At 63.2% G+C, this 19,866-nt stretch carries 16 protein-coding genes; 9 read left to right on the top strand and 7 right to left on the bottom strand.

The window, feature by feature from the left end; genetic code table 11:
• Window positions 1–100 precede the first annotated feature (100 nt).
• Complete coding sequence (locus tag JQ586_RS02065) at window positions 101–1,423, bottom strand: ActS/PrrB/RegB family redox-sensitive histidine kinase (RefSeq protein WP_212392809.1); 1,323 nt, start codon at window positions 1,421–1,423, stop codon at window positions 101–103.
• A gap of 118 nt (window positions 1,424–1,541) precedes the next feature.
• On the opposite strand from JQ586_RS02065, the gene JQ586_RS02060 reads away from it, so the two are divergent.
• The 4 genes from JQ586_RS02060 (at window position 1,542) to JQ586_RS02045 (ending at window position 5,649) form a co-directional block, all read left to right on the top strand.
• Window positions 1,542–2,336 (top strand): ABC transporter ATP-binding protein, encoded by a 795-nt coding sequence (locus tag JQ586_RS02060; protein ID WP_249147193.1) that lies wholly within the window; start codon window positions 1,542–1,544, stop codon window positions 2,334–2,336.
• Window positions 2,333–3,157, top strand: a complete 825-nt coding sequence (locus tag JQ586_RS02055; RefSeq protein ID WP_212392807.1) for an ABC transporter permease — start codon at window positions 2,333–2,335, stop codon at window positions 3,155–3,157. Before JQ586_RS02060 ends, JQ586_RS02055 begins: the two co-directional genes overlap by 4 nt.
• A 127-nt stretch (window positions 3,158–3,284) precedes the next feature.
• Window positions 3,285–4,610 carry a polyhydroxyalkanoate depolymerase gene (locus JQ586_RS02050; RefSeq protein WP_212392806.1) on the top strand — a complete coding sequence of 442 codons (1,326 nt, stop codon included), beginning with the start codon at window positions 3,285–3,287 and terminating at the stop codon, window positions 4,608–4,610.
• Between the two features lie 199 nt (window positions 4,611–4,809).
• Complete coding sequence (locus JQ586_RS02045; protein ID WP_212392805.1) at window positions 4,810–5,649, top strand: M48 family metallopeptidase; 840 nt, start codon at window positions 4,810–4,812, stop codon at window positions 5,647–5,649.
• Window positions 5,650–5,689: 40 nt separating this feature from the next.
• On the opposite strand, the gene JQ586_RS02040 is transcribed toward JQ586_RS02045, so the two are convergent.
• Window positions 5,690–7,903 carry a transglycosylase domain-containing protein gene (locus tag JQ586_RS02040; protein ID WP_212392804.1) on the bottom strand — a complete coding sequence of 738 codons (2,214 nt, stop codon included), beginning with the start codon at window positions 7,901–7,903 and terminating at the stop codon, window positions 5,690–5,692.
• Between the two features lie 219 nt (window positions 7,904–8,122).
• Between JQ586_RS02040 and JQ586_RS02035 the strand changes: the two genes are divergently transcribed.
• A complete protein-coding gene (locus JQ586_RS02035; protein ID WP_212392997.1) occupies window positions 8,123–8,548 on the top strand; it encodes a DUF1330 domain-containing protein in 426 nt (141 codons plus the stop codon).
• Between the two features lie 62 nt (window positions 8,549–8,610).
• Here JQ586_RS02035 and JQ586_RS02030 read toward each other — a convergent pair whose 3' ends face one another.
• Together JQ586_RS02030 and JQ586_RS02025 are read right to left on the bottom strand one after the other, a co-directional pair.
• Window positions 8,611–9,837 carry an ABC transporter substrate-binding protein gene (locus tag JQ586_RS02030; protein WP_212392803.1) on the bottom strand — a complete coding sequence of 409 codons (1,227 nt, stop codon included), beginning with the start codon at window positions 9,835–9,837 and terminating at the stop codon, window positions 8,611–8,613.
• 292 nt (window positions 9,838–10,129) lie between these two features.
• Window positions 10,130–11,350, bottom strand: coding sequence for an ABC transporter substrate-binding protein (locus JQ586_RS02025; protein ID WP_212392996.1), 1,221 nt, complete (start codon window positions 11,348–11,350; stop codon window positions 10,130–10,132).
• A gap of 205 nt (window positions 11,351–11,555) precedes the next feature.
• Between JQ586_RS02025 and JQ586_RS02020 the strand changes: the two genes are divergently transcribed.
• A complete protein-coding gene (locus tag JQ586_RS02020) occupies window positions 11,556–12,080 on the top strand; it encodes a methylated-DNA--[protein]-cysteine S-methyltransferase (RefSeq protein WP_212392802.1) in 525 nt (174 codons plus the stop codon).
• A gap of 686 nt (window positions 12,081–12,766) precedes the next feature.
• On the opposite strand, the gene JQ586_RS02015 is transcribed toward JQ586_RS02020, so the two are convergent.
• The 3 genes from JQ586_RS02015 to JQ586_RS02005 form a co-directional block, all read right to left on the bottom strand.
• Entirely contained in the window at window positions 12,767–13,156 is a 390-nt protein-coding gene (locus JQ586_RS02015) for a response regulator transcription factor (RefSeq protein WP_212392801.1), read from the bottom strand.
• 89 nt (window positions 13,157–13,245) lie between these two features.
• Entirely contained in the window at window positions 13,246–13,905 is a 660-nt protein-coding gene (locus tag JQ586_RS02010) for a response regulator transcription factor (protein WP_212392800.1), read from the bottom strand.
• Window positions 13,899–15,596 carry a PAS domain S-box protein gene (locus tag JQ586_RS02005; protein WP_249147192.1) on the bottom strand — a complete coding sequence of 566 codons (1,698 nt, stop codon included), beginning with the start codon at window positions 15,594–15,596 and terminating at the stop codon, window positions 13,899–13,901. The genes JQ586_RS02010 and JQ586_RS02005 overlap by 7 nt, the downstream gene beginning before the upstream one ends.
• A gap of 428 nt (window positions 15,597–16,024) precedes the next feature.
• On the opposite strand from JQ586_RS02005, the gene JQ586_RS02000 reads away from it, so the two are divergent.
• The 3 genes from JQ586_RS02000 (at window position 16,025) to JQ586_RS01990 (ending at window position 19,838) form a co-directional block, all read left to right on the top strand.
• Window positions 16,025–16,303: a hypothetical protein gene (locus JQ586_RS02000; protein WP_212392799.1), complete on the top strand. Its 279-nt coding sequence runs from the start codon at window positions 16,025–16,027 to the stop codon at window positions 16,301–16,303.
• Window positions 16,304–16,518: 215 nt separating this feature from the next.
• Window positions 16,519–17,895: an HlyD family secretion protein gene (locus JQ586_RS01995; protein ID WP_249147235.1), complete on the top strand. Its 1,377-nt coding sequence runs from the start codon at window positions 16,519–16,521 to the stop codon at window positions 17,893–17,895.
• The gene (locus JQ586_RS01990) at window positions 17,892–19,838 is read left to right on the top strand and encodes a glycosyltransferase (protein ID WP_212392797.1); all 1,947 of its coding nucleotides are present in this window, start codon (window positions 17,892–17,894) and stop codon (window positions 19,836–19,838) included. Before JQ586_RS01995 ends, JQ586_RS01990 begins: the two co-directional genes overlap by 4 nt.
• Window positions 19,839–19,866: the final 28 nt, after the last annotated feature.

The following is a 19,866-nucleotide window of genomic DNA, read 5'->3' as shown; positions in this document are numbered from 1 at the left end:
TGGCAGACCGCCATTATATGGGATTCAGTTGCGGCACTGCCAAGGCAACGAAAGTCGAGGCGGCTGCATCCTTAATGCCAGCGGACCGAGTAGAACTGTTCTAGGAAGCAATCTCAGCTTCAGGCGCCGATGCCTCGAAGCGATCGCGCGGCCAGACGATCTGAACGACAGCGCCGTGATCGGGGAAGGTGCGGTTGGTGAATGACACCTTGGCGCCGGTGCGTTCGAGCAGCGTCCGCGCGATGAAGACGCCGAGACCAAGGCCTCCACGCTCGTTTTGGGCCTCATCTGCGCCTCTGCGACGCGACAGATAGGGTTCCCCAATCCGTTTCAGCATGTCGGGGGCAATGCCGGGACCGTCGTCGGAGATGACGACCTCGACGGTCTCTGCATTCCACCACGCATTCACCTCGACGGTCCGGTGCGCGAAATCGACAGCATTTTCCAGAATATTTCCGACGCCATAGAGGATCGCCGGGTTGCGCGCGCCGACCGGCTCCGATGTGGCTGCGACAGCAAGCCGCACCTTGATGTCGACGCCGAAGTCGCGATGCGGCGCCACCGCCTCCTCGATCAGTGTCGACAGCTTCATGTTGTCGAACGGTGCGCCGCTCGAGGACAATTGGGCGATCTTGCCGAGGATGTCGCGACAACGCTGCGCCTGCTCGCGCACGGTCTTGAGGTCGCCGGAGAGGCTCGGGTCATGCACCGTCTTCTCGAGCTCGCGCGAGATCAGGAAGATCGTCGACAGCGGCGTGCCGAGCTCATGGGCGGCCGCAGCGGCAAGCCCGTCGAGCTGGGTCAGATGCTGCTCGCGCGCCAGCACCAGCTCGGTCGCGGCCAGCGCGTCGGAGAGCTGGCGCGCTTCCTCAGTGACTTGAAAGGCATAGAGGCTGGTGACGCCGATCGAGAGCAGGATCGAGAGCCAGACCGCGAGCAGATAGATCGGTGGCAGCACCAGCGGATCGTCAGGATCCCATGGCAGCGGCAAATGGAGGTAGAACAGCGCCGAGGCGCAGGCGACCGCGAGACAGCCGAGCAGAATGGTCAGCCGGAGCGGCAGCACGGTGGCCGAGATCAGCACCGGGACCAGGAACAGGAACGAGAACGGGTTCTGCAATCCGCCGGTGAAGTAGAGCAGCGCGGCGAGTTCGACGATGTTGAGGGCGAGCAGGCCTGCGGCATAGAGCGGCTCCAGCCGCTGCATCGGGTTGAACGCGATCTGCAGTGCCAGATTGAGCATCGCCGAGAACGCCACGATGCTGACGCAGGGAACGATCGGGAGCTCGAATTCCAGCCCCTGGGCGACAATGAAGATCGCGACGAGCTGGCCGAGTGCGGCGAGCCAGCGCAGCCGCAGGATCGTATCCAGGCGGACATAACGGCGTGGTTGGCGGAAATCGGAAGCGGCGACGTCGGTCATATCAAGACTTTAGCTATGCTGTGGGCAGCGCACAAATTCGCGATCTATTTGCGACTTAGCCCAAGGCGGCGGCGCAAGCCTTGCGCTTATTGTCGCAATGGCCCAATTGAACGGCCATATGCAACACGGCCAGACCAGAGAGGGGCAACCGCCCGCCGCCGATCCGGATCGACCGGCCGCGATCGATGTCGCGCATCTGGTCAAGGACTACAAGACCACCCGTGCGGTCGATGACATCTCCTTCCGCATCGCGCGCGGCAGCATCACCGGGCTGCTCGGCGGCAATGGCGCGGGCAAGACCACGACGATCGCAATGATCATGGGCCTGGTGCTGCCGACCTCGGGCAGCGTCCATGTGCTTGGCGCCAAGATTCCCGAGCAGAGCTATGACGTTCTCGGCCGGATGAATTTCGAAAGCCCCTATGTCGACATGCCGATGCGGCTCACCGTGCGGCAGAATCTCACCATCTTCGGGCGGCTCTACGCCGTGAGGCGTTTGCGCGAGCGGATCGACCAGCTTGCCGCCGATCTCGACCTCAAGGATTTCCTCGATCGCGCCAACGGCAAGCTGTCGGCCGGGCAGAAGACCCGCGTGGCGCTGGCGAAAGCGCTGATCAACGAGCCGGACCTGCTGCTGCTCGACGAGCCGACGGCCTCGCTCGACCCTGACACCGCCGACTGGGTACGGCAGCACCTCGAGAGCTATCGCAAGGCCCGTAACGCGACCATCCTGCTCGCATCGCACAACATGCTGGAGGTCGAGCGTCTCTGCGACCGCGTCATCATCATGAAGCGCGGCAAGATCCAGGACGATGACAGCCCCGATCGGATCATGGCGCGCTACAACCGCGATACGCTGGAGGAGGTGTTCCTCGACGTCGCGCGCGGCCGGGCGCGCGAGGGCGCATCATGAGCGAGACCGTCAGCCGTGCGTCCAGCGGAATTTCACTGCATCGCATCAATGCGATGGTGCTGCGCTATTGGTACCTGCTGATGTCGTCGTGGCCGCGGCTCCTGGAGCTGGTGTACTGGCCGGCGCTGCAGGTCATCACCTGGGGCTTCCTGCAAACCTACATCGCGCAAACATCAGGCTTTTTCGCCAGGGCCGGCGGCACGCTGGTCGGTGCCGTCATCCTTTGGGACATCCTGTTCCGCGGCCAGCTCGGCTTCTCGATCTCGTTCCTCGAAGAAATGTGGGCGCGCAATCTCGGCAACCTGATGATGAGCCCGCTGAAGCCGATCGAGTTCCTGCTGTCGCTGATGATCATGAGCCTGATCCGGCTTGCTATCGGCGTGATCCCGATGACGCTGCTGGCGCTGTTCTTCTTCGGCTTCAATTTCTACGCCATCGGGCTGCCGTTGATCGCCTTCTTCTGCAATCTGATCTTCATGAGCTGGTCGGTCGGCGTGTTCGCATCGGCGCTGGTGCTGCGCAACGGGCTCGGCGCCGAAAGCATCGTCTGGACCTTGATGTTCGCGGTGATGCCGCTTGCCTGCATCTACTATCCGGTCGCGGTGCTGCCGGTCTGGCTGCAATATGTCGCCTGGACCCTGCCGGCGACCTATGTGTTCGAGGGCATGCGGTCGCTGCTGATCGATCACGTCTTCCGCACCGAGCTGATGCTGTCGGCGCTAGCCATCAACGCGATCCTGTTCACTGCTTCTTTTGCGACCTTCCTTGCCCTTTTACGCAGCGCCAAGCACCACGGGTCGCTGCTCTCGGGTGGTGAATAAATGTCACTTTCCCGTGGAATTCCGATGTTTTAGCTGGTCAGTACCCCGAAATTCCGCCAGCGGCGCATTGACGCATTATGATGCATTCGTCAGGATGCTGCGGCGCAGAAAAGGGGCCTGAACGACTATGCCGATTGGTGAATTTGGCGGTGCACCGCCACTGGTGGAAGGCAGTGCGGGACTTACGACGCCGCTCTACTGGATGTACGAGATGGCGCAAGCGTCGCTCAATCCGGCGCGTGCGGTCACCGATGCCACCAAGATCCTGTTTCAGAATCCGCTCAATCCCTGGACGCATACCGAGTTTGGCAAGTCGGTCGCCGCCGCCTGCGAATTGTTCGAGCGCACCACCCGCCGCTACGGCAAGCCCGAGTGGAACCTGCCGACCACCGAGGTCAACGGCGTCCGCACCGAGGTCGAAGTGCGTTCGATCTGGGAAAAGCCGTTCTGCCGCCTGCTGCATTTCGATCGCAAGCTGATCCGTCCGCTGCGCGCGCCGCAGCCGCGCGTGCTGATCGTGGCGCCGATGTCGGGTCACTATGCCACGCTGCTGCGCGGGACCGTCGAGGCGTTCCTGCCGACACACGAGGTCTACATCACCGACTGGGCGGATGCACGCATGGTGCCGCTCGCGGCCGGCCGTTTCGACCTCGATGACTACGTCGACTATGTGATCGAGATGCTGCACACGCTCGGCGGCAACATTCACATCATCGCGGTATGCCAGCCCTCGGTGCCGGTCGTTGCCGCCGTGTCGGTGATGGAAGCCAACAATGATCCGTTCGTGCCGCTGTCGATGACGCTGATGGGCGGCCCGATCGATACGCGGCGCAATCCGACCGCGGTCAACAACCTCGCCGAAGAGCGTGGCATCGAATGGTTCCGCAACAACGTCATCACCAAGGTGCCGTTCCCGCATCCCGGCGTGATGCGCGACGTCTATCCGGGGTTCCTGCAGCTCAACGGCTTCATCAGCATGAACTTCGACCGGCACATGGACGCGCACAAGTCGCTGTTCGCCAATCTGGTGAAGGGCGACGGCGATCTGGTCGACAAGCACCGTGAGTTCTACGACGAGTACCTGGCGGTGATGGACCTCACCGCGGAATACTATCTGCAGACCGTCGACCTCGTGTTCGTCAAGCATGCGCTGCCCAAGGGCGAGATGACCCACCGCGGCAAGCCGGTTAACCCGGCGAAAATCCGCCGCGTCGCGCTGATGACGGTTGAAGGCGAGAAGGACGACATCTCCGGTCTTGGTCAGACCGAGGCGACCCACGCACTCTGCACCGCGATTCCCAGTCATCGCCGCGTTCATTACGTCCAGAAGGGCGTCGGCCATTACGGCGTGTTCAACGGCTCGCGCTTCCGCTCGGAAATCGTGCCCCGAATCTCCGATTTCATGGTCTCGGCGGCCAATACGCGGCTGTCGCTGGTTGCTGCGGCCGAATAGGTGGTTTTGCCGGCGCAATTCCGGCGGGTGGATAAGGCCCTGAATTGACTAAAGGAATATCGAATCCGGACAGGCTCAAGGGGTGAATATGGCATCACTTCTTGAGCGTTGTTCGCTAACCGCGATTCATCCAAAAAATTGCGGTCCCAGCCCCTGCCTGTAGAGGTCAAGAACTGGCCAGCCCCTGTATATTGGGCAAATGATTTGTTTTTGCGCCGAGCGATTTCCCTGGCGGCGGATATGGCAGAGTTCGGGTGAACTTCTTCTCCCCGGACTCTCAGACATGGCCACGCGTGCGCTCCTTTATCGGCGGCCTGCCGAACCCGCTACCCTTGTGGTCAGGCACGGCTCCCAATTCTTCACCATCCGGTTGCGCCGGCACCGACGCGCGCGGCGTTACACGCTGAGAATCCATCCGACCGACCGTGAAGCGATCCTGACCATGCCGCCGCGCGGCACGATCGCGGAGGCCAAGGAGTTCGCGCACCTTCATGGCGGCTGGATCGCCGCACGTCTCGGCCGTCTGCCGAAGGCCGCGCCGTTCCAGCCCGGGACCACGGTGCCGCTGCGCGGTGTCCCGCATCGCCTGGTACACCGCGCCGGCGAACGCGGCACGGTCTGGACCGAAACCCGCGACAGCGGCGACAGGATTCTCTGTGTCGCCGGCGGCGTCGAGCACATGGACCGTCGCGTGCACGATTTCCTCAAGCGCGAGGCACGCAAGGATTTGCAGAAGGCGGCGCAGCTCCACGCCGCGGAACTCGGTGTGCGGGTACGACGGATCTCGATCCGCGATCAGTCCAGCCGCTGGGGCTCCTGCACTTCGGCCGGCTCGCTGTCGTTCTCGTGGCGGCTGATCCTTGCGCCGCCCTTCGTGCTCGACTACCTCGCCGCGCATGAGGTCGCCCATCTCGTCGAGATGAACCACTCGCCGCGATTCTGGAGGGTGGTCGACAAGGTTTGCTCGTCGGTCGATCGCGCCAAGACCTGGCTCGACACCCACGGCAACGACCTGCACCGCTACGGGATCGAGGATTAGCCGCGGCTAGCAGCCGTAGGCAACAGGCGCGAGCCGAGCCCTATCTGCCACCGAACAGCCGATCCACCAGCCACCCATCCAATCCTGCCGCGGCCTCGGGCCGCGCGTTCGGGTTCGGATGCGCCGAGGCGCGCATCGGCGGGGCGCGATAGTAGCCGCCGCCATCCGATGGCGCCGGTGGAGGCTGCGTCTGGCCCATCGGCGCCGATGGCGGGGTAATCTGCGAAGAGATCTGAATGAGGTTCGCCGGTCCCCAATTTCCCTGCGAATTCGGGATCGCCGCGACCGGTACGCCCTGATGCGCAGCTTTCATGAAGCGGCTCCAGACTTCCACCGGCAGGCCGCCGCCGGTGGCCTTCCTGGTCGGCGAATTGTCGTCATTGCCGAGCCACACGCCGGTGACGAGATTGGCGGTGTAGCCGATGAACCAGGCATCGCGATAATCCTGGCTGGTGCCGGTCTTGCCGGCCGCTGTCCAGCCAGGGATTTCGGCCTTGCGTGCAGTGCCCGAGATCAGCGTCTCGCGCATCATGCTGTTCATCATTGCATCGTAACGGGGCTCTATCACCTGGTTCGGCGGGTCGGCCGGGCGGTCATAGAGCACCTTGCCGGAACTGGTCTTGATCCTGGTCACCACATGCGGCGAGACCGCGTATCCGCCATTGGCGAACGGTGCATAGGCGCCGACCAGCTCCAGCACGGACACTTCGGAGGTGCCGAGCGCGATCGAGACGTTTGGCTCGAGCTTGGAGGAGATCCCAAGCCGGTGCGCGGTGCGCACGACGTTTTTCGGTCCGACCTCCATTCCGAGCCGCACCGCGACCGTGTTCAGCGACATCGCCAGCGCCTGGGTCAGCGTCACCGAGCCGAAATATTCGTGGGTGTAGTTCTCCGGCTTCCAGCCCTTGATGTCGAGCGGCGCGTCTTGCCGGATCGTGTCCGGCGTCAACCCGGCCTCGACCGCGGTGAGATAGACGAACGGCTTGAAGGATGACCCTGGCTGGCGCTTTGCGGTCACCGCGCGGTTGTACTGGCTCTCGGCGTAATTCCGGCCGCCGACCATGGCGCGCACCGCGCCGTCGGGCGTCATCGCCACCAGTGCGCCCTGGCTGACATTGAACTTCACGCTCTTGGCGGCAAGCTCATCAATAACGGCGGCTTCCGCGAGGTTCTGCAGCTTCGGATCGATCGTGGTCTGAACCACGATGTCCTGGTCGATCTGGCCGACGAGATCATCGAGCACCTCGCCGATCCAGTCGGCGACATAGTTCACCGTGCCGGCGCCGGCCGGCTTCACGCTGATCGCGGCCTGAACGCTGGAGACCTTCGCCTGGGCTTCGGTGATGAACTTGGCATCCGCCATCGCCGCCAGCACCACCTGCGCACGCTGCTCGGCGCCCTCAGGGTTGCGGTTCGGCGCCAGGCGCGACGGCGACTTGACGAGGCCGGCGAGCATCGCGGCTTCGCCGATGGTGACGTTCTTCGCCGACTTGCCGAAATAGCGTTGCGCCGCGGCCTCGACGCCGTAGGCGCCGGAACCGAAATAAACGCGGTTGAGATAAAGCTCGAGGATTTCGTCCTTGGAGTGCTTGCGTTCCAGCCACAGAGCGAGTTCGGCCTCCTGCAGCTTGCGCTGCATGGTGCGCTCCTGGGTCAGGAACAGGTTCTTGGCCAGCTGCTGCGTCAAGGTCGAACCGCCCTGGGAGACCCCGTGATGCAACAGGTTGGTCACGGCCGCGCGCATGATGCCGAGCGGATCGACGCCGAAGTGCGAATAGAAGCGGCGGTCCTCGATCGCGATGAAGGCTTTCGGCAGGTAGGGCGGCAAATCCTTCAGCGCGACATTGGCGCCGGCCATCTCGCCGCGCTGTGCCAGCACGCTGCCGTCGAGGCCCACGATCTGGATCGTCGGCGGGCGCTTCGGGATTTCCAGCGACTGGATCGGCGGCAGATGCGCGCCGACCCACACCACGACCCCGATCACCGCGATGAAGGCCCACAGTCCGAGCACCGCGGTCCAATAGAACAGGCGGCCGATGCCGAAATCGCGCGACTTGCCGCGGCGCTTGGAGCCGCCGCGAGACGGGCGTGGCTTCTCGCCTCCGGAATCGCTGCTCTTCTTGGATTTGGCCGGCTTGTCGTCGCCGCCGCCGGGAACGCGGTCGTCGGCCGTCAACCGCAGATCGGCAAGCGCGGCTGGAAGCCCGAATAGCGGCTCCTTGCGTCCACCGCTCTTTTTCCGTCCCCACGCCATACGCAACGCTCACACCCCTACGTGGCGCACGCTAGCGTTCCCGGTTTAAGGCGCGGTTACACAAAGCTTAACGCGGGATTAGGAGGTGAGGCGGCGGGTGCTTATGTTGGGAGCATGATCCGGAAAAGTGGGGCCGGTTTTGCGAGCAGATCGTGCTCAAACGGAAGGATGGAGCGCGATCAAATGATCGCGCTTCCGGGAACAACAAGGGAGCGCCGCATGGGCCATATCGATCCGACCAAGGAAGTCTTCGCGCAATTCCGGGACAGCGACCGGCCGGGACCGATCCATATGCTCAACCTGGTCCGATTGCGTGAATGGGCTGCCTATCCCGACGGGCGCAAGGCCAGCGGTGCGGAAGCCTACGCCGCCTATGGCCGCGAGAGCGGCCCGGTGTTCGAACGGCTCGGCGGCCGCATCGTCTGGCAGGGCCGGTTCGAGCTGATGCTGATCGGCCCGCAGGACGAGCGCTGGGATCATTGCTTTATCGCGGAATATCCGAGCGTCGGCGCCTTCGTCGAGATGATACGCGATCCCGTCTACCGCGAGGCCGTGAAGCACCGCCAGGCCGCGGTGGAGGATTCTCGGCTGATCCGGCATGCGGTGCTGCCGGTCGGCAAGACATTCGGGGAGATTCCGAGGTGACGATCCCAAAAGCAAATCGGCGGCCCTGAGGCCGCCGATCGTCTGTCGGACTTCCGAGAGTGCTAGCCCGCCGGACCGGCGTCCTCGAGGATCGGGCCGAACAGCTCCCAGCGCTCGCCGTTGAACTTCATCATCTGCAGCTGCTTGTTGACGCGATAGTCGTTCGGCGTGGTGTTGCCCTTGATGCCCGGCAGCGCCATGTCGAGCTCGACGTTCTTCAGGTTGGTCGCCTGCTTCAGCACGTTCTCGCGCGTCAGGTCGTCGCCGCACTGCTTGAGCACATGGACCATCAGCTGAGCGGTCGAGTAGCCGTAGGTGTTGAAGTTCGAGTTCTTGTCGCCTTCGGGATAATACTTGGCCATGAAGTCGAAATAACGCTTCATGCCCGGATCGTCCTTCCACTGCGGATCGGCCGGATCCTTGCCGTAGTTGGTGCTGATCAGGCCCTTGGAGGCTTCGAGGCCCGCCGGCTGCAGCACGGCGCCGACCGAGGTGGCGTTGATGTCGACGATCTGGATCGGATGCCAGCCCATTTCGTAGATCTTCTTGATCGCCTGCGCGGCCTGCTTCGGCGTCGAGGCCGAGAAGAACAGATCGGCACCGGCATCCTTGATCTTGATTACCTGGGAATCGATGGTCGGGTCGGAGACCTCGTAGGAGGCTTCGGCCACGATCATCTTGGCAGCCTTGTCGCCGAGACCGGCCTTGATGCCGTTCAGATAGTCCTTGCCGAGGTCGTCGTTCTGGTAGAGCACGCCGATCTTGGCGTTCGGGTGCTCCTTCAGGATGTACTGGCCGTAGATGCGGCCTTCCGTGAAGTAGTTCGGGTTGAAGCCGAGCGTCCACGGAAAATTCTTCGGGTCGGTGAATTTTGAGGCGCCGGTGGCGGCGAACAGCTGCGGCACCTTCTTGGCATTGAGATATTTCTGCACGGCGGCGTTCGACGGCGTGCCGACGATCTGGAACGTCAAGAGCACCTCGTCGCTCTCGACCAGCTTGCGCACCTGCTCGACGGCCTTGGGCGGCGAATAGGCATCGTCATACTGGATCAGGTTGATCTTGCGGCCGTTCACGCCGCCCTGGTCGTTGATCATCTTGAAATAGGCCGCCTGGGTCTTGCCGATCGAGGCATAGGCGGATGCCGGTCCGGAGAAGGGGACGGTCTGGCCGATCTTGATCTCGGTGTCGCTCGCGCCGGAATCGTATTTCTTCTGCGCGGAGGCGGAGGTTGCAGACAGCGCGATCGCGAGCGCCGTTGCCGTGACCAAATGGAAAATCCCGTTCCTCATAATGCTGCTTTCCTCACGTGATTGATGGTTCGCCGATGATCTCGTCCGCAGGCCCAAATTCCCACGGCTGCCATCGCTGGGCCGGGATACTGGAGGAAGGCTTGCTGCAACGCAAGACGAGCAATGCCGAAAAGGCGAGCGATTTCAGTCAACGAAAGTAGGGGGCACCGCAAAAAGGAAGGCGGCGTTTCCCTTGCCTCTCCCGCTTGCGGGGGAGGCCGGATTGCATCTGAGATGCAATCCGGGTGGGGGCTCTCTCCATCATATGGCTCGTGGACTATGGCGGCCGCCGCTAGCCCGCCGGCCCGGTGTCCTCGATGATCGGGCCGAACAGCTCCCAGCGCTCGCCATTGAAGCGCATCATCTGCATCTGCTTGTTGATGCGATAGTCGTTCGGGCCCGTCGTGATCGACATGCCCGGCAGCGCGAGCGACGGCACGAAATGGTTCAGGCTGGTCACCTGCTTCATCAGGTTCTCGCGGGTGAGGTTGTCGCCGCACTGCTTGAGCACCTGGATCAAGAGCTCGGCGGTCGAATAGCCGTACGTGTTGACGGTATTGAGCTTGTCACCGTCGGGATAGTACTTGTCCATGAAGTCGAAATAGGCCTTTACGCCCGGGTCGTCCTTCCACTGCGGGTCGGCGGGATCCTTGCCGTAATTGGTCGAGATGATGCCCTTGGAGATGTCGAGGCCGGCGGGCTTGAGGGTCGCCGACACCGGGCTCGCATTGATGTCGAGGATGTGGACCGGGTGCCAGTCGAGGTCGGCGACCTTGCGGATCGCCTGCGCCGCGAATTTCGGCGTCGAAGCGTCGTACAGCAGGTCGACCCCGGCAGCCTTCAGCTTGACGATCTGGGAATCGACGGTCGGGTCGGTCAGCTCGTAGGACACTTCCGCGACGATCATGCTCGCCGCCTTGTCGCCGAGTCCGCTCTTTAGACCGGCGATGTAGTCGCGGCCGAGATCGTCGTTCTGGAAGAAGATGCCGATCTTGGCATTGGGATGATTGGCGAGGATGTATTTGGCGTAAATGCGTCCCTCCGACTGGTAGTTCGGATTGAACGCGATGGTCCAGGGCGCATTGGCGGGATCGGAGAAGCGCGACGCGCCGGTCGAGGCCAGCAGCTGCGGCACCTTCCTGGCATTCAGATATTTCTGCACGGCGGCATTTGAGGGTGTGCCGATGATCTGGAAAGTGAACAGCACCTCGTCGCCTTCGACCAGCTTGCGCACCTGCTCGACTGCCTTCGGCGGCGAATAGGCGTCGTCATACTGGATCAGATTCAGCTTGCGGCCGTTCACGCCGCCCTGATCGTTGATCATCTTGAGATAGGCGGCCTGGGTCTTGCCGATGCCGGCATAGGCCGATGCGGGGCCGGAGAACGGCACGGTCTGGCCGATCTTGATCTCGGTGTCGGTCGCCCCGATGTCGTATTTCTTCTGCGCGGCGGCGGATGTAACGGACAACGCGATCGCAACCGCACTTGCAGCGAGCAATTGCACGCTTCTCATGTCGTGACCTCCCATGTTGCCGATGATCTTGTCCGCGAGCGCTTTCCGCCGGCGGATGCCATCGTTGCCGGGATGATGGAGGAAGGGTCCCTGCATTGCAAGGCGATGCTGCCCGAGCCGATGTCGCGTGGCGGAATTCGGGTGGACGCCGGCGCGCAGGGCAGGCGAAGATCGTTGCGGATTGATACAACAAGGTGAGACGACGATGCCCGATCGCAAGGCAACGCAAACCTTCAAGCTCGATCGCCTCGCGACGCCGATCGGCGTGGCGTTGCTGGTGACCGATGATGACGGCGCGCTGCGCGCGCTCGACTGGGATGATTATGAGCAGCGGATGCTCGAGCTGCTGCGGTTGCAGAACGGCACGGTGACGCTGCGCGACGGCCGCGCGCCGCGTGATCTCCTGCGCGCGCTGAGCGGCTATTTCAAGGGCGATCTCGATCGGCTCGCCGACATCAAATGGCGTGTCGCCGGCACGTCATTCCAGCAGAGGGTCTGGCACGCGTTGCCGAAGATTCCGCCCGGCACCACCATGAGCTACGGCGCGCTGGCGGCGAAACTGAAGGCGCCGAACGCGATGCGCGCGGTTGGCCACGCCAACGGCTCCAACCCGATCAGCGTCGTGCTGCCCTGTCACCGCCTGATCGGCGCCAACGGCTCGCTGGTGAAATATGGCGGCGGACTGGAAAGGAAACGCTGGCTGCTAAGGCACGAGGGCGTGGAAGTCTAGCCGCGTGCCGCCGCCAGACGATCAATCGAGGTCCTCGTCGGGCATATTGCGCAGGTTGCGCACAATATACAGAAGGACAATCATCGAAGGCGCCCAGGCCAGTATTGCTCCCACCAGCATCGCTTCCACCGTCGTCATGGCAGCTCCTACCCCAGTCGCTGGACCAGATTCTTTCGATGGGCCGCCGGGGCGGGGCAGTAACAGAGCCATTTCCAATAGGCCCTGTTGCGCTGGAGCTGCCGCTGGTAGGTCTCGCAGCACCTGCGCGAGCAGAACTGCTCGAACTGCCAGCTGCGCCGGATCAGTCCGAAGGGACGCCCGCACTCCGGATTGCCGCATCGGTTCGTCATGATACGGCTTCCGTATCGACTGGCGGAAGCCAGCGAAACAGCTTCTGCTGACCCTTGTAGAAGCAGAGGCGTCCGCAGAACCGGACGACCGTCGGGTTTCGCAAAGAAATGATCTTGGCTTCTTCGCTCTCGCACTCGGAGCAGCGCGATTCCGTACGCATGGCGACCTCCCTCCCGAGGAATTGCCATTGCCGATCAAGATGGCTGATGTGGTCCTTGCCCTTCCGGAAGGACGACGATGCGAAATCTCGCCTGGTCACCGCCCGACTTCAACCGTCCAGACGTTTGGCGGGATTATCCTTGGGTATAGACAGCGTCCCCCGGGGCCGGTTGCGCCTATTCGTCGGTCGCCACGACGTGTTGCGCCAGGGCGGCATCGAGACATTTGATCAGGGCCTCACCGTCGAACGGCTTGATCAGGAAGCAGATCGCTCCCGCCTTCAGGGCTCGCGCGCGATCGCTTTCGACGGAGAACGCCGTGATGAAAATGAACGGCAATCTCTGCCCGCTATTGACCAGGTGGTCCTGCAATTCGAGGCCGCTCATGGCCGGCATTCTGACATCCGTTATCACGCATGATGTGTCGTTCCGGTGCGACGAGCACAGGAACTCCTCGGCCGACGCAAACGTATGGACCACGTAGCCAAGCGATCTGACGAGATTATCGGTCGCGGTACGAACCGACCCATCATCGTCGATGATCGATATGACTGGCGGGCTGGACAAGGAGGGCCTTCTCGGGGACTACCGGAGGATGTCTGTCTAAGCAATCATCCCGGCAGAGTGCATCGCAAATCGGGATCGGAGAATCATACTTAGGTTTGCGGCCCGATGCCGAGGAGCTGTGCCATTCTCACCAGATCGGGCAACGACTTAGCGCCCATCTTCCGCATGATTTGCCCGCGGTGGATCTTCACGGTGATCTCGGCCACGCCGATTTCGGCGGCGACCTGCTTGTTCATCAGTCCCGCCGTGACGAGAGCCATAATCTGACGCTCACGAGCCGTCAGGGTATCGAGCGCTGCGCGAAGGTTCGCAAGGACCCTGGCCTCGTCGCGACGATTTCTGTCGCGTTCGATCGCTGTCGTCACGGCATCGAGCATGTCCTGATCGCGAAATGGCTTGGTCAGGAAGTCGACGGCGCCGGCCTTCATCGCCCTGACCGTCATCGGGATATCGCCATGGCCCGTCATGAAGATGATCGGAATGTGAATCCCGGCCTTCGCCAGCTCGGCCTGAAAGTCCAGGCCGCTCAGCCGGGGCAGCCTGATGTCGAGGATCAGGCAGCTCGGGACATTCGGCAGCTTGCGCTGCAGAAATTCGTGCGCCGACGCGAACACCTCGGTCCGCAAGTCGACCGACCGGAAAAGATTGCTCAGCGCGCCGCGCACCGACGCGTCGTCATCGACGACGAAGACGATTGGCTCCTCGGCGCCTGCGGAAGTGGAACGCGATGTCGCGCGTCCGGTCACCATGCATTGTCCTCTTGATGCAATGGCAGCGTGAACTGGAAAGTCGCACCGTGGCCGGCATTGCCGGCCACGGTGAGGCGGCCGTGATGAGCCTCGACGATCGAGCGGCAGATCGACAGGCCCATTCCCATCCCGCCGGACTTGGTGGTGAAGAAGGCATCGAACAGTCGCCCGGTATTTTCGGAGGCGATCCCGACGCCGCAGTCGCTGACCGAGACCAGGATTTGCCGGGCATCGTCCTGTCGGGACCGGATCACGAGTTCGCGCGGCCGGTCCGTGATCGGCTGCATCGCCTCGATGCCGTTGATGATCAGGTTCAACATGACCTGCTGCAGCTGGACACGGTCGGCGAGCACCAGCGGGAGATCGCGAGTGAGCTCAAGCCGCAGCGACACGCGGTGGCTCAGCAGTTCATGCTGCACCAGGCTGATCACCTCGTTGATCGCCTGGTTGATGTCGAGTGGCGCCTTCTGATCCGTCGTCTTGTTCACCAGCGCGCGAACGCGCCGGATGATCTCGCCGGCCCGGTTGCCGTCGTTGATGATCAATCTCACCGCCCCGCGCGCTTCGTTCAGATCGGGCGTCGACCGGTCGAGCCAGCGCAGGCAGGCTGCGGCGTTGGTGACGACGCCGGCGAGCGGCTGGTTCACTTCATGGGCGATCGATGCGGCGAGTTCCCCGAGCGCCGTCACGCGCGTAACATGCGCGAGGTTGACCTGAGCTGCATGCAATTCCGCCTCGGCTCGTCTGCGGGCCGTGACATCGGTCACCGCTCCGATGAATTCGGTGTCGCCCGAAGCATCCGTCACTGCATGCGCCCTTGCGTGAACATATTTGACCGCCCCATCGGGCAACAGCAATCGGTATCCGTGCTCGAAGTCGTTGTGGTCGAGGGAGGCACGGTCGATGGTTCGCTGCACGCGCGTGCGGTCATCCGGATGGACGTGTTGGAGAACCGTGTCATGCCTGATGGAAGGCACCTTGTCGAATCCGAAGATCCTGAAGGTTTCCTCCGACCAGATGATTTCGCCGCTGGCGACGTGCCAGCCAAAGCTGCCGGTGTGGCTCAGACGCTGCGCTTCGGCCAGGTACATCTCACTCTGCTGCAGTGCATTTTCGGCCTGCCTGCGCTCCGTGATATCCTCGCATGCGACCAGGACGATCAATTGATCGTCCAGCCGCCGCACCGCCTTGGCATTTTCACGAACCCAAAGCCGTGAGCCGTCCTTGCGGACCTTGCTGATTTCCCAGCTGTGGGTTCGGCCGATGTTGTCGAGGCACGCCGCAACATTGCGCTGGACTCCTGCGCGGTCCTCGGGGGCAAAGACCTTCAGCACGGATTGCCCCAGCAATTCGTCAACGGAGTAGCCGAGTTGCGCCGCGCCGAACGTGTTGACGGACAGGACGGTGCCCGCTGCATCGACCATGAAGTACATGACGGGGTTGTGCTCGAACACCTCCCTCCATTGCGCCTCGCTGCTGCGCAGCGCATCTATCGCGCGCTCTTCGGCTTCGGCGCGGCCGTGCAGTACGGTCTCCATGCGCTCTCGGGTCTTGCCCACGAGGCGCATCATCATCAATGCAGCGGCGAGCGAGGCGACGAGCAGCGCGCCGGCAACCAGATTGGCGGGGGCCGCAGGCTGAGGTCCAGGCACCAGCCAGATGCACACGGCCGCGCCCAGCGCCAGCACCATGCCGCCGAGCAGCCACTGCTCGACCGACCAGGAATCCGGTGTCGGCTTGCGCGTCATAGGCGGCACCACGCACTGGGCCTTCACGGGCCGCGCCGCGTCGCTAGGTGACTGCCATCATCAGCGGCGACAACGTCGCCCTTCCAACAGGGAGCACATTAACAGCTTTTTCAACGTTCAGACGGCCTCGCGCGGCGGCCTCCGCGATCCTACCGCTCGTAGCCATCTCGCCAGGAGGCGAAATTTCCGCGCGCGTTCAGGCACAGGTTGGGACCTAAACCTTGGTATGATCCTCCCCACCGAATGTAATGGGTAGATCAACCTCCGTTCAATGGTCCCTAGCAGCGCGTCGACTACGCTTTTTGGGTAATTCGATGCCGGTAGAGGCATCTGAAGCTCAGCCATCGCCAATCACAAATCCAGGTATCGAAATGTCGAAAGCACGCCTGCATGTGATCCTTTGCACTGATGACGACGAACCCGACGTGATGCGCCGCAGCAGCGGCTTCCGGCCTTCCGTGATCGACGGAGGCAAGGGCGCGACTGACGCTGTGGTCGACGACGCCCCCTGGTCAGACCTGCTCGAACTGTTCAATCTGGGGCTGCTGGTTTCCCAGGTCAGCTATTTTACCCTCCTGGAGGCGAGCCTGGCGGCGCTCGAGCCCGAAGCAAGGGTTCGGGCCGACCGTGTCGAAGAGACCCGGCGGTAGAGAGAGTCTGATCGTTGTGCCGCGGCAGGCCGTCGCAGGCATCGATGCCGTCATGCATGGTCGCGGATTATGGTAAATCGCAGCAATTTTTCGAAAGATGCCTGATCCTTCTTAGCTGGTTCTGAAGCACTTCGATATCCTGCTTGTCTGGCACCGGCATCGCTCGGGAGAGCGGTGCGTTGGTTCGACCACTGACCAATCAGGGGCCGGTCGCCATGGATCACGCACAGCAAAAGTCATTCGCCCGTGGACAAGCTTCCGACACAAGGGACGAGGAGGGAGCCCCTTCATTCGATCCCGATGGCGGAGCCAGGGGATTGCAGCGCGATCTGCATGACCGGTTGCAGCCGGCCGCGGACGAGCCGGTCGCTGATGTTGCATCGCATCCCGAAGCCCCCGCACGGTCGGGTCGAACGGTTCGCCGCCTGCTCAAGGTCGCCATCGGTCTGGCCATCGTCGCCATATTCGGCTGGCTGCCGCTGAAGGCGGTGCTGCAGACCTCGAGCGTCGAGGCGGTGGTCAACGCCAGGATCGTGACATTGCGGTCGCCGATCGATGGCACTGTCAGCGCGAAGCCGCAACATTCCAGGCAACTCAGTGCGGTCGGCGAGGGCGACCTCATCCTGCATGTGGTGAACGCGCGGGGCGACCGCACGCGGCTCGACGATCTCAGGCGGCAGATGTCGCGGCTGGAAAATGAGCGTCCGAGCCTCGCCGCCAAGCTCGCGGCGGCGGAGACCGCGCAGCAGGATCTCGCAAGGCAGGCCGGTCAGTTCCGCGACGGCCGCATCCTCCAGCTCGAGGCGCGCATAGCCGAGATCCAGTCGGCGATCGAGGCCGCCGCGGCGCGGCGGGAGGAGGCAACGGCGGCCGTCGAGCGGGCATCGTCATTGATCAAGTCGGGCAGCGTGTCGACCGTGGAATTGGCCCGGCTGACGCGCGAGCAGGCGATTGCCCAGCAGACCGAAGTCGGTGCCCAGCGCCGGCTTGACGCCGCGAAGGTCGAGCTGACCGCAGCCAAGAACGGCACCTATCTCGGTGACAGCTACAATGACCGGCCGAGCTCGGTGCAGCGTGAAGAGGAGATGCGCCAGCGCGCAATCGATTTGCGTGCCGATGTGGCGCATGCCGACGCCGAGATCGACTGGCTGACCCACGAGATCGCGGCAGAGCAGCTGCATTATGTCAATCGGTCGGAAGCCGACATCAAGGCTCCTGTCACCGGACGCATCTGGGAGATGATGACGTCGCCCGGAGAGGATGTCCGGGCCGGACAGCCGCTGCTCAAGCTGCTCGATTGCACCGGCGCGGTGGTCACCGCGAACGTCACCGAGGGGGTCTACAACCGGCTCAAGCTCGGCGAACAGGCAAGCTTCGAGCCGAACGACGGCAATCCCGAGATCAAGGGTGAGATCGTCAACCTCACCGGCGCGTCGGGCGCGCCCGCCAACCTCGCGATCAATCCCGATGCACTGAACAAGGAGCCCTATCGGGTGACGGTCTCGATGCCGTCGATCGACACGTCAGGCAAGGATTGCGCCGTCGGCCGCACCGGTCGGGTGGTGTTCAACGAGGACGCGGCGAAGCCATGATCGCGGCGCTGTCGCCCGGGCTCGTCGCGTTTGGTGCCTGTCTTGCCCTGCTGCCATTGCTTCAGCGCCAGAAGACCTCGTCCCGTGTCGTGATGACCGGCATCTCGTTCCTCCTGCTGGTCCACTACTTCGTGTGGCGCGTGACGGCGACCCTCCCGCCACTAGCGCTCACGGCCGACGCCATTGTCGGCTATCCGTTCCTGCTGGCGGAGGCCGCCTCGTTGATCGCGGTCTCCCTGTCGCTGGTGTTCCTCAGCCGCACCATCGATCGTTCGCCGGAGGTCAATGCCGTCCTGCGCAATTCCAGGGCCTCTGCTGACGCGCCGCTCGTCGACGTCTTCATCTGCACCTACAATGAGGAGAAGGCGATCCTGGAGCGCACGATCATCGGGGCAACCGGGATCGGCTACCCCAATTATCGCGTCTGGGTGCTCGACGACGGGCGGCGGCTCTGGCTGCGGCGTCTGGCCCAGGAGCTCGGCTGCAACTACCTGACGCGTCCCGACAACCGCCACGCCAAGGCCGGCAACATCAACCACGCGCTCCGGCACGTCGCGGGCCTGCCTGACAAGCCGGAGTTCATCTCGATCCTCGACGCGGATTTTGTCCCGATGCCGGATTTCCTGACCCGGGCGATGAGCCTGATGCAGGACAAGAGCGTGGGCGTCGTGCAGACGCCACAACACTTCATCAACCCCGACCCGATCCAGTCCAATCTCGCTGCCACCGATGTGTGGCCGGACGAGCAGCGGTTCTTCTTCGACATCCTGATGCCGGCCAAGGATGCCTGGGGCACGGCGTTCTGTTGCGGAACGTCGTCGCTCATCCGTTATTCCGGACTGACGCAGATCGGCGGCTTCCCGACAGACTCGGTGACCGAGGATTACCTCGTCACGCTGCGACTGAAGGAGCGTGGCCTGCGTACAGTGTATCTGAACGAACGCCTGACGCTCGGCCTCGCACCCGAAGGGCTGAAGGAATACATCACGCAGCGCGGGCGCTGGTGCCTCGGCTTCATGCAGATCGTTCGAGGACGCAGCGGCCCGTTCTCGCGGCAATCCGAGCTCGCTTTCATCGACCGGCTGTCGCTGGTCGATGCCTTCATGAGCTGGGCTGCGGTCTACGGCACCAAGGTGCTCGGCCTCGTCGTGCCCTGGCTCTATCTGCTGTTCGGGATCAAGGCGGTGCACGCCGACCTGTTCGAGCTGCTGAAATACTTCATGCCGTTCTATGTCTGGCACGCCTTCACGATGGCCTGGATCTCGCGCGGCCGCTCGCTCGCGATCATGACCGACGTTTCGCAATACATTGCGGCGCCGGCGGTGCTGAAGGCCGTCGTGACGGGCCTTGCCCGGCCGCAGGGGCACAAGTTCAAGGTGACGGCCAAGGGCGGCGATCGCAATCGCCGCTTCGTCGAGTGGCCGCTGCTGCGGATCTATGGCGCCGCCCTGCTGATCACCTTGTCGGCGATCGCCTATGCGTTCATCCTGCATTTGCGGGGTGAGAGCATCGCCTATGGCGGGCTCGCGCTGGCCTGGAGCCTGTATAATAGCGTGGTGCTCGCGATCGTCTGCTTCATCTGTATCGAGCAGCCGCGGCGCCGCAAGGCCGAACGCTTCGAGCGCGACGAGCCGGTGCTGATCCATGAAGGGGCGGCGCCGCGACTGGTCCGGATGGCCGACATCTCGATCACCGGCGCCCGCTTCATCGATCCGGCCCCGCCAGCGGCGGGAACCCGGATCAATTGCAATGTCTATGGCCAGAGCGTTGTCGCGACCGTGGTGCGCCGCACCGGCGACGGCTTCGGGGTTCGTTTCGAGGATGCGATCGGAACGCGGGTCAATGTCGTGCGCGCATTCTATGCGGGCGAATATGTCCGCGCCTTTAGCGGTGTGCGCGCCGCCCCGGTCGGCAAGGCTTTGCTGATGCGGCTGTTCGGCTAGAGCGCGATGGGATCAGGTTGAATCGTCA

This window comes from Bradyrhizobium jicamae (genome assembly GCF_018130215.1).
Lineage (GTDB): Bacteria > Pseudomonadota > Alphaproteobacteria > Rhizobiales > Xanthobacteraceae > Bradyrhizobium > Bradyrhizobium jicamae_A.
The sequence above is the reverse complement of the archived record's forward strand: the minus strand, read 5'-3'. Positions and strand labels throughout refer to the sequence as shown.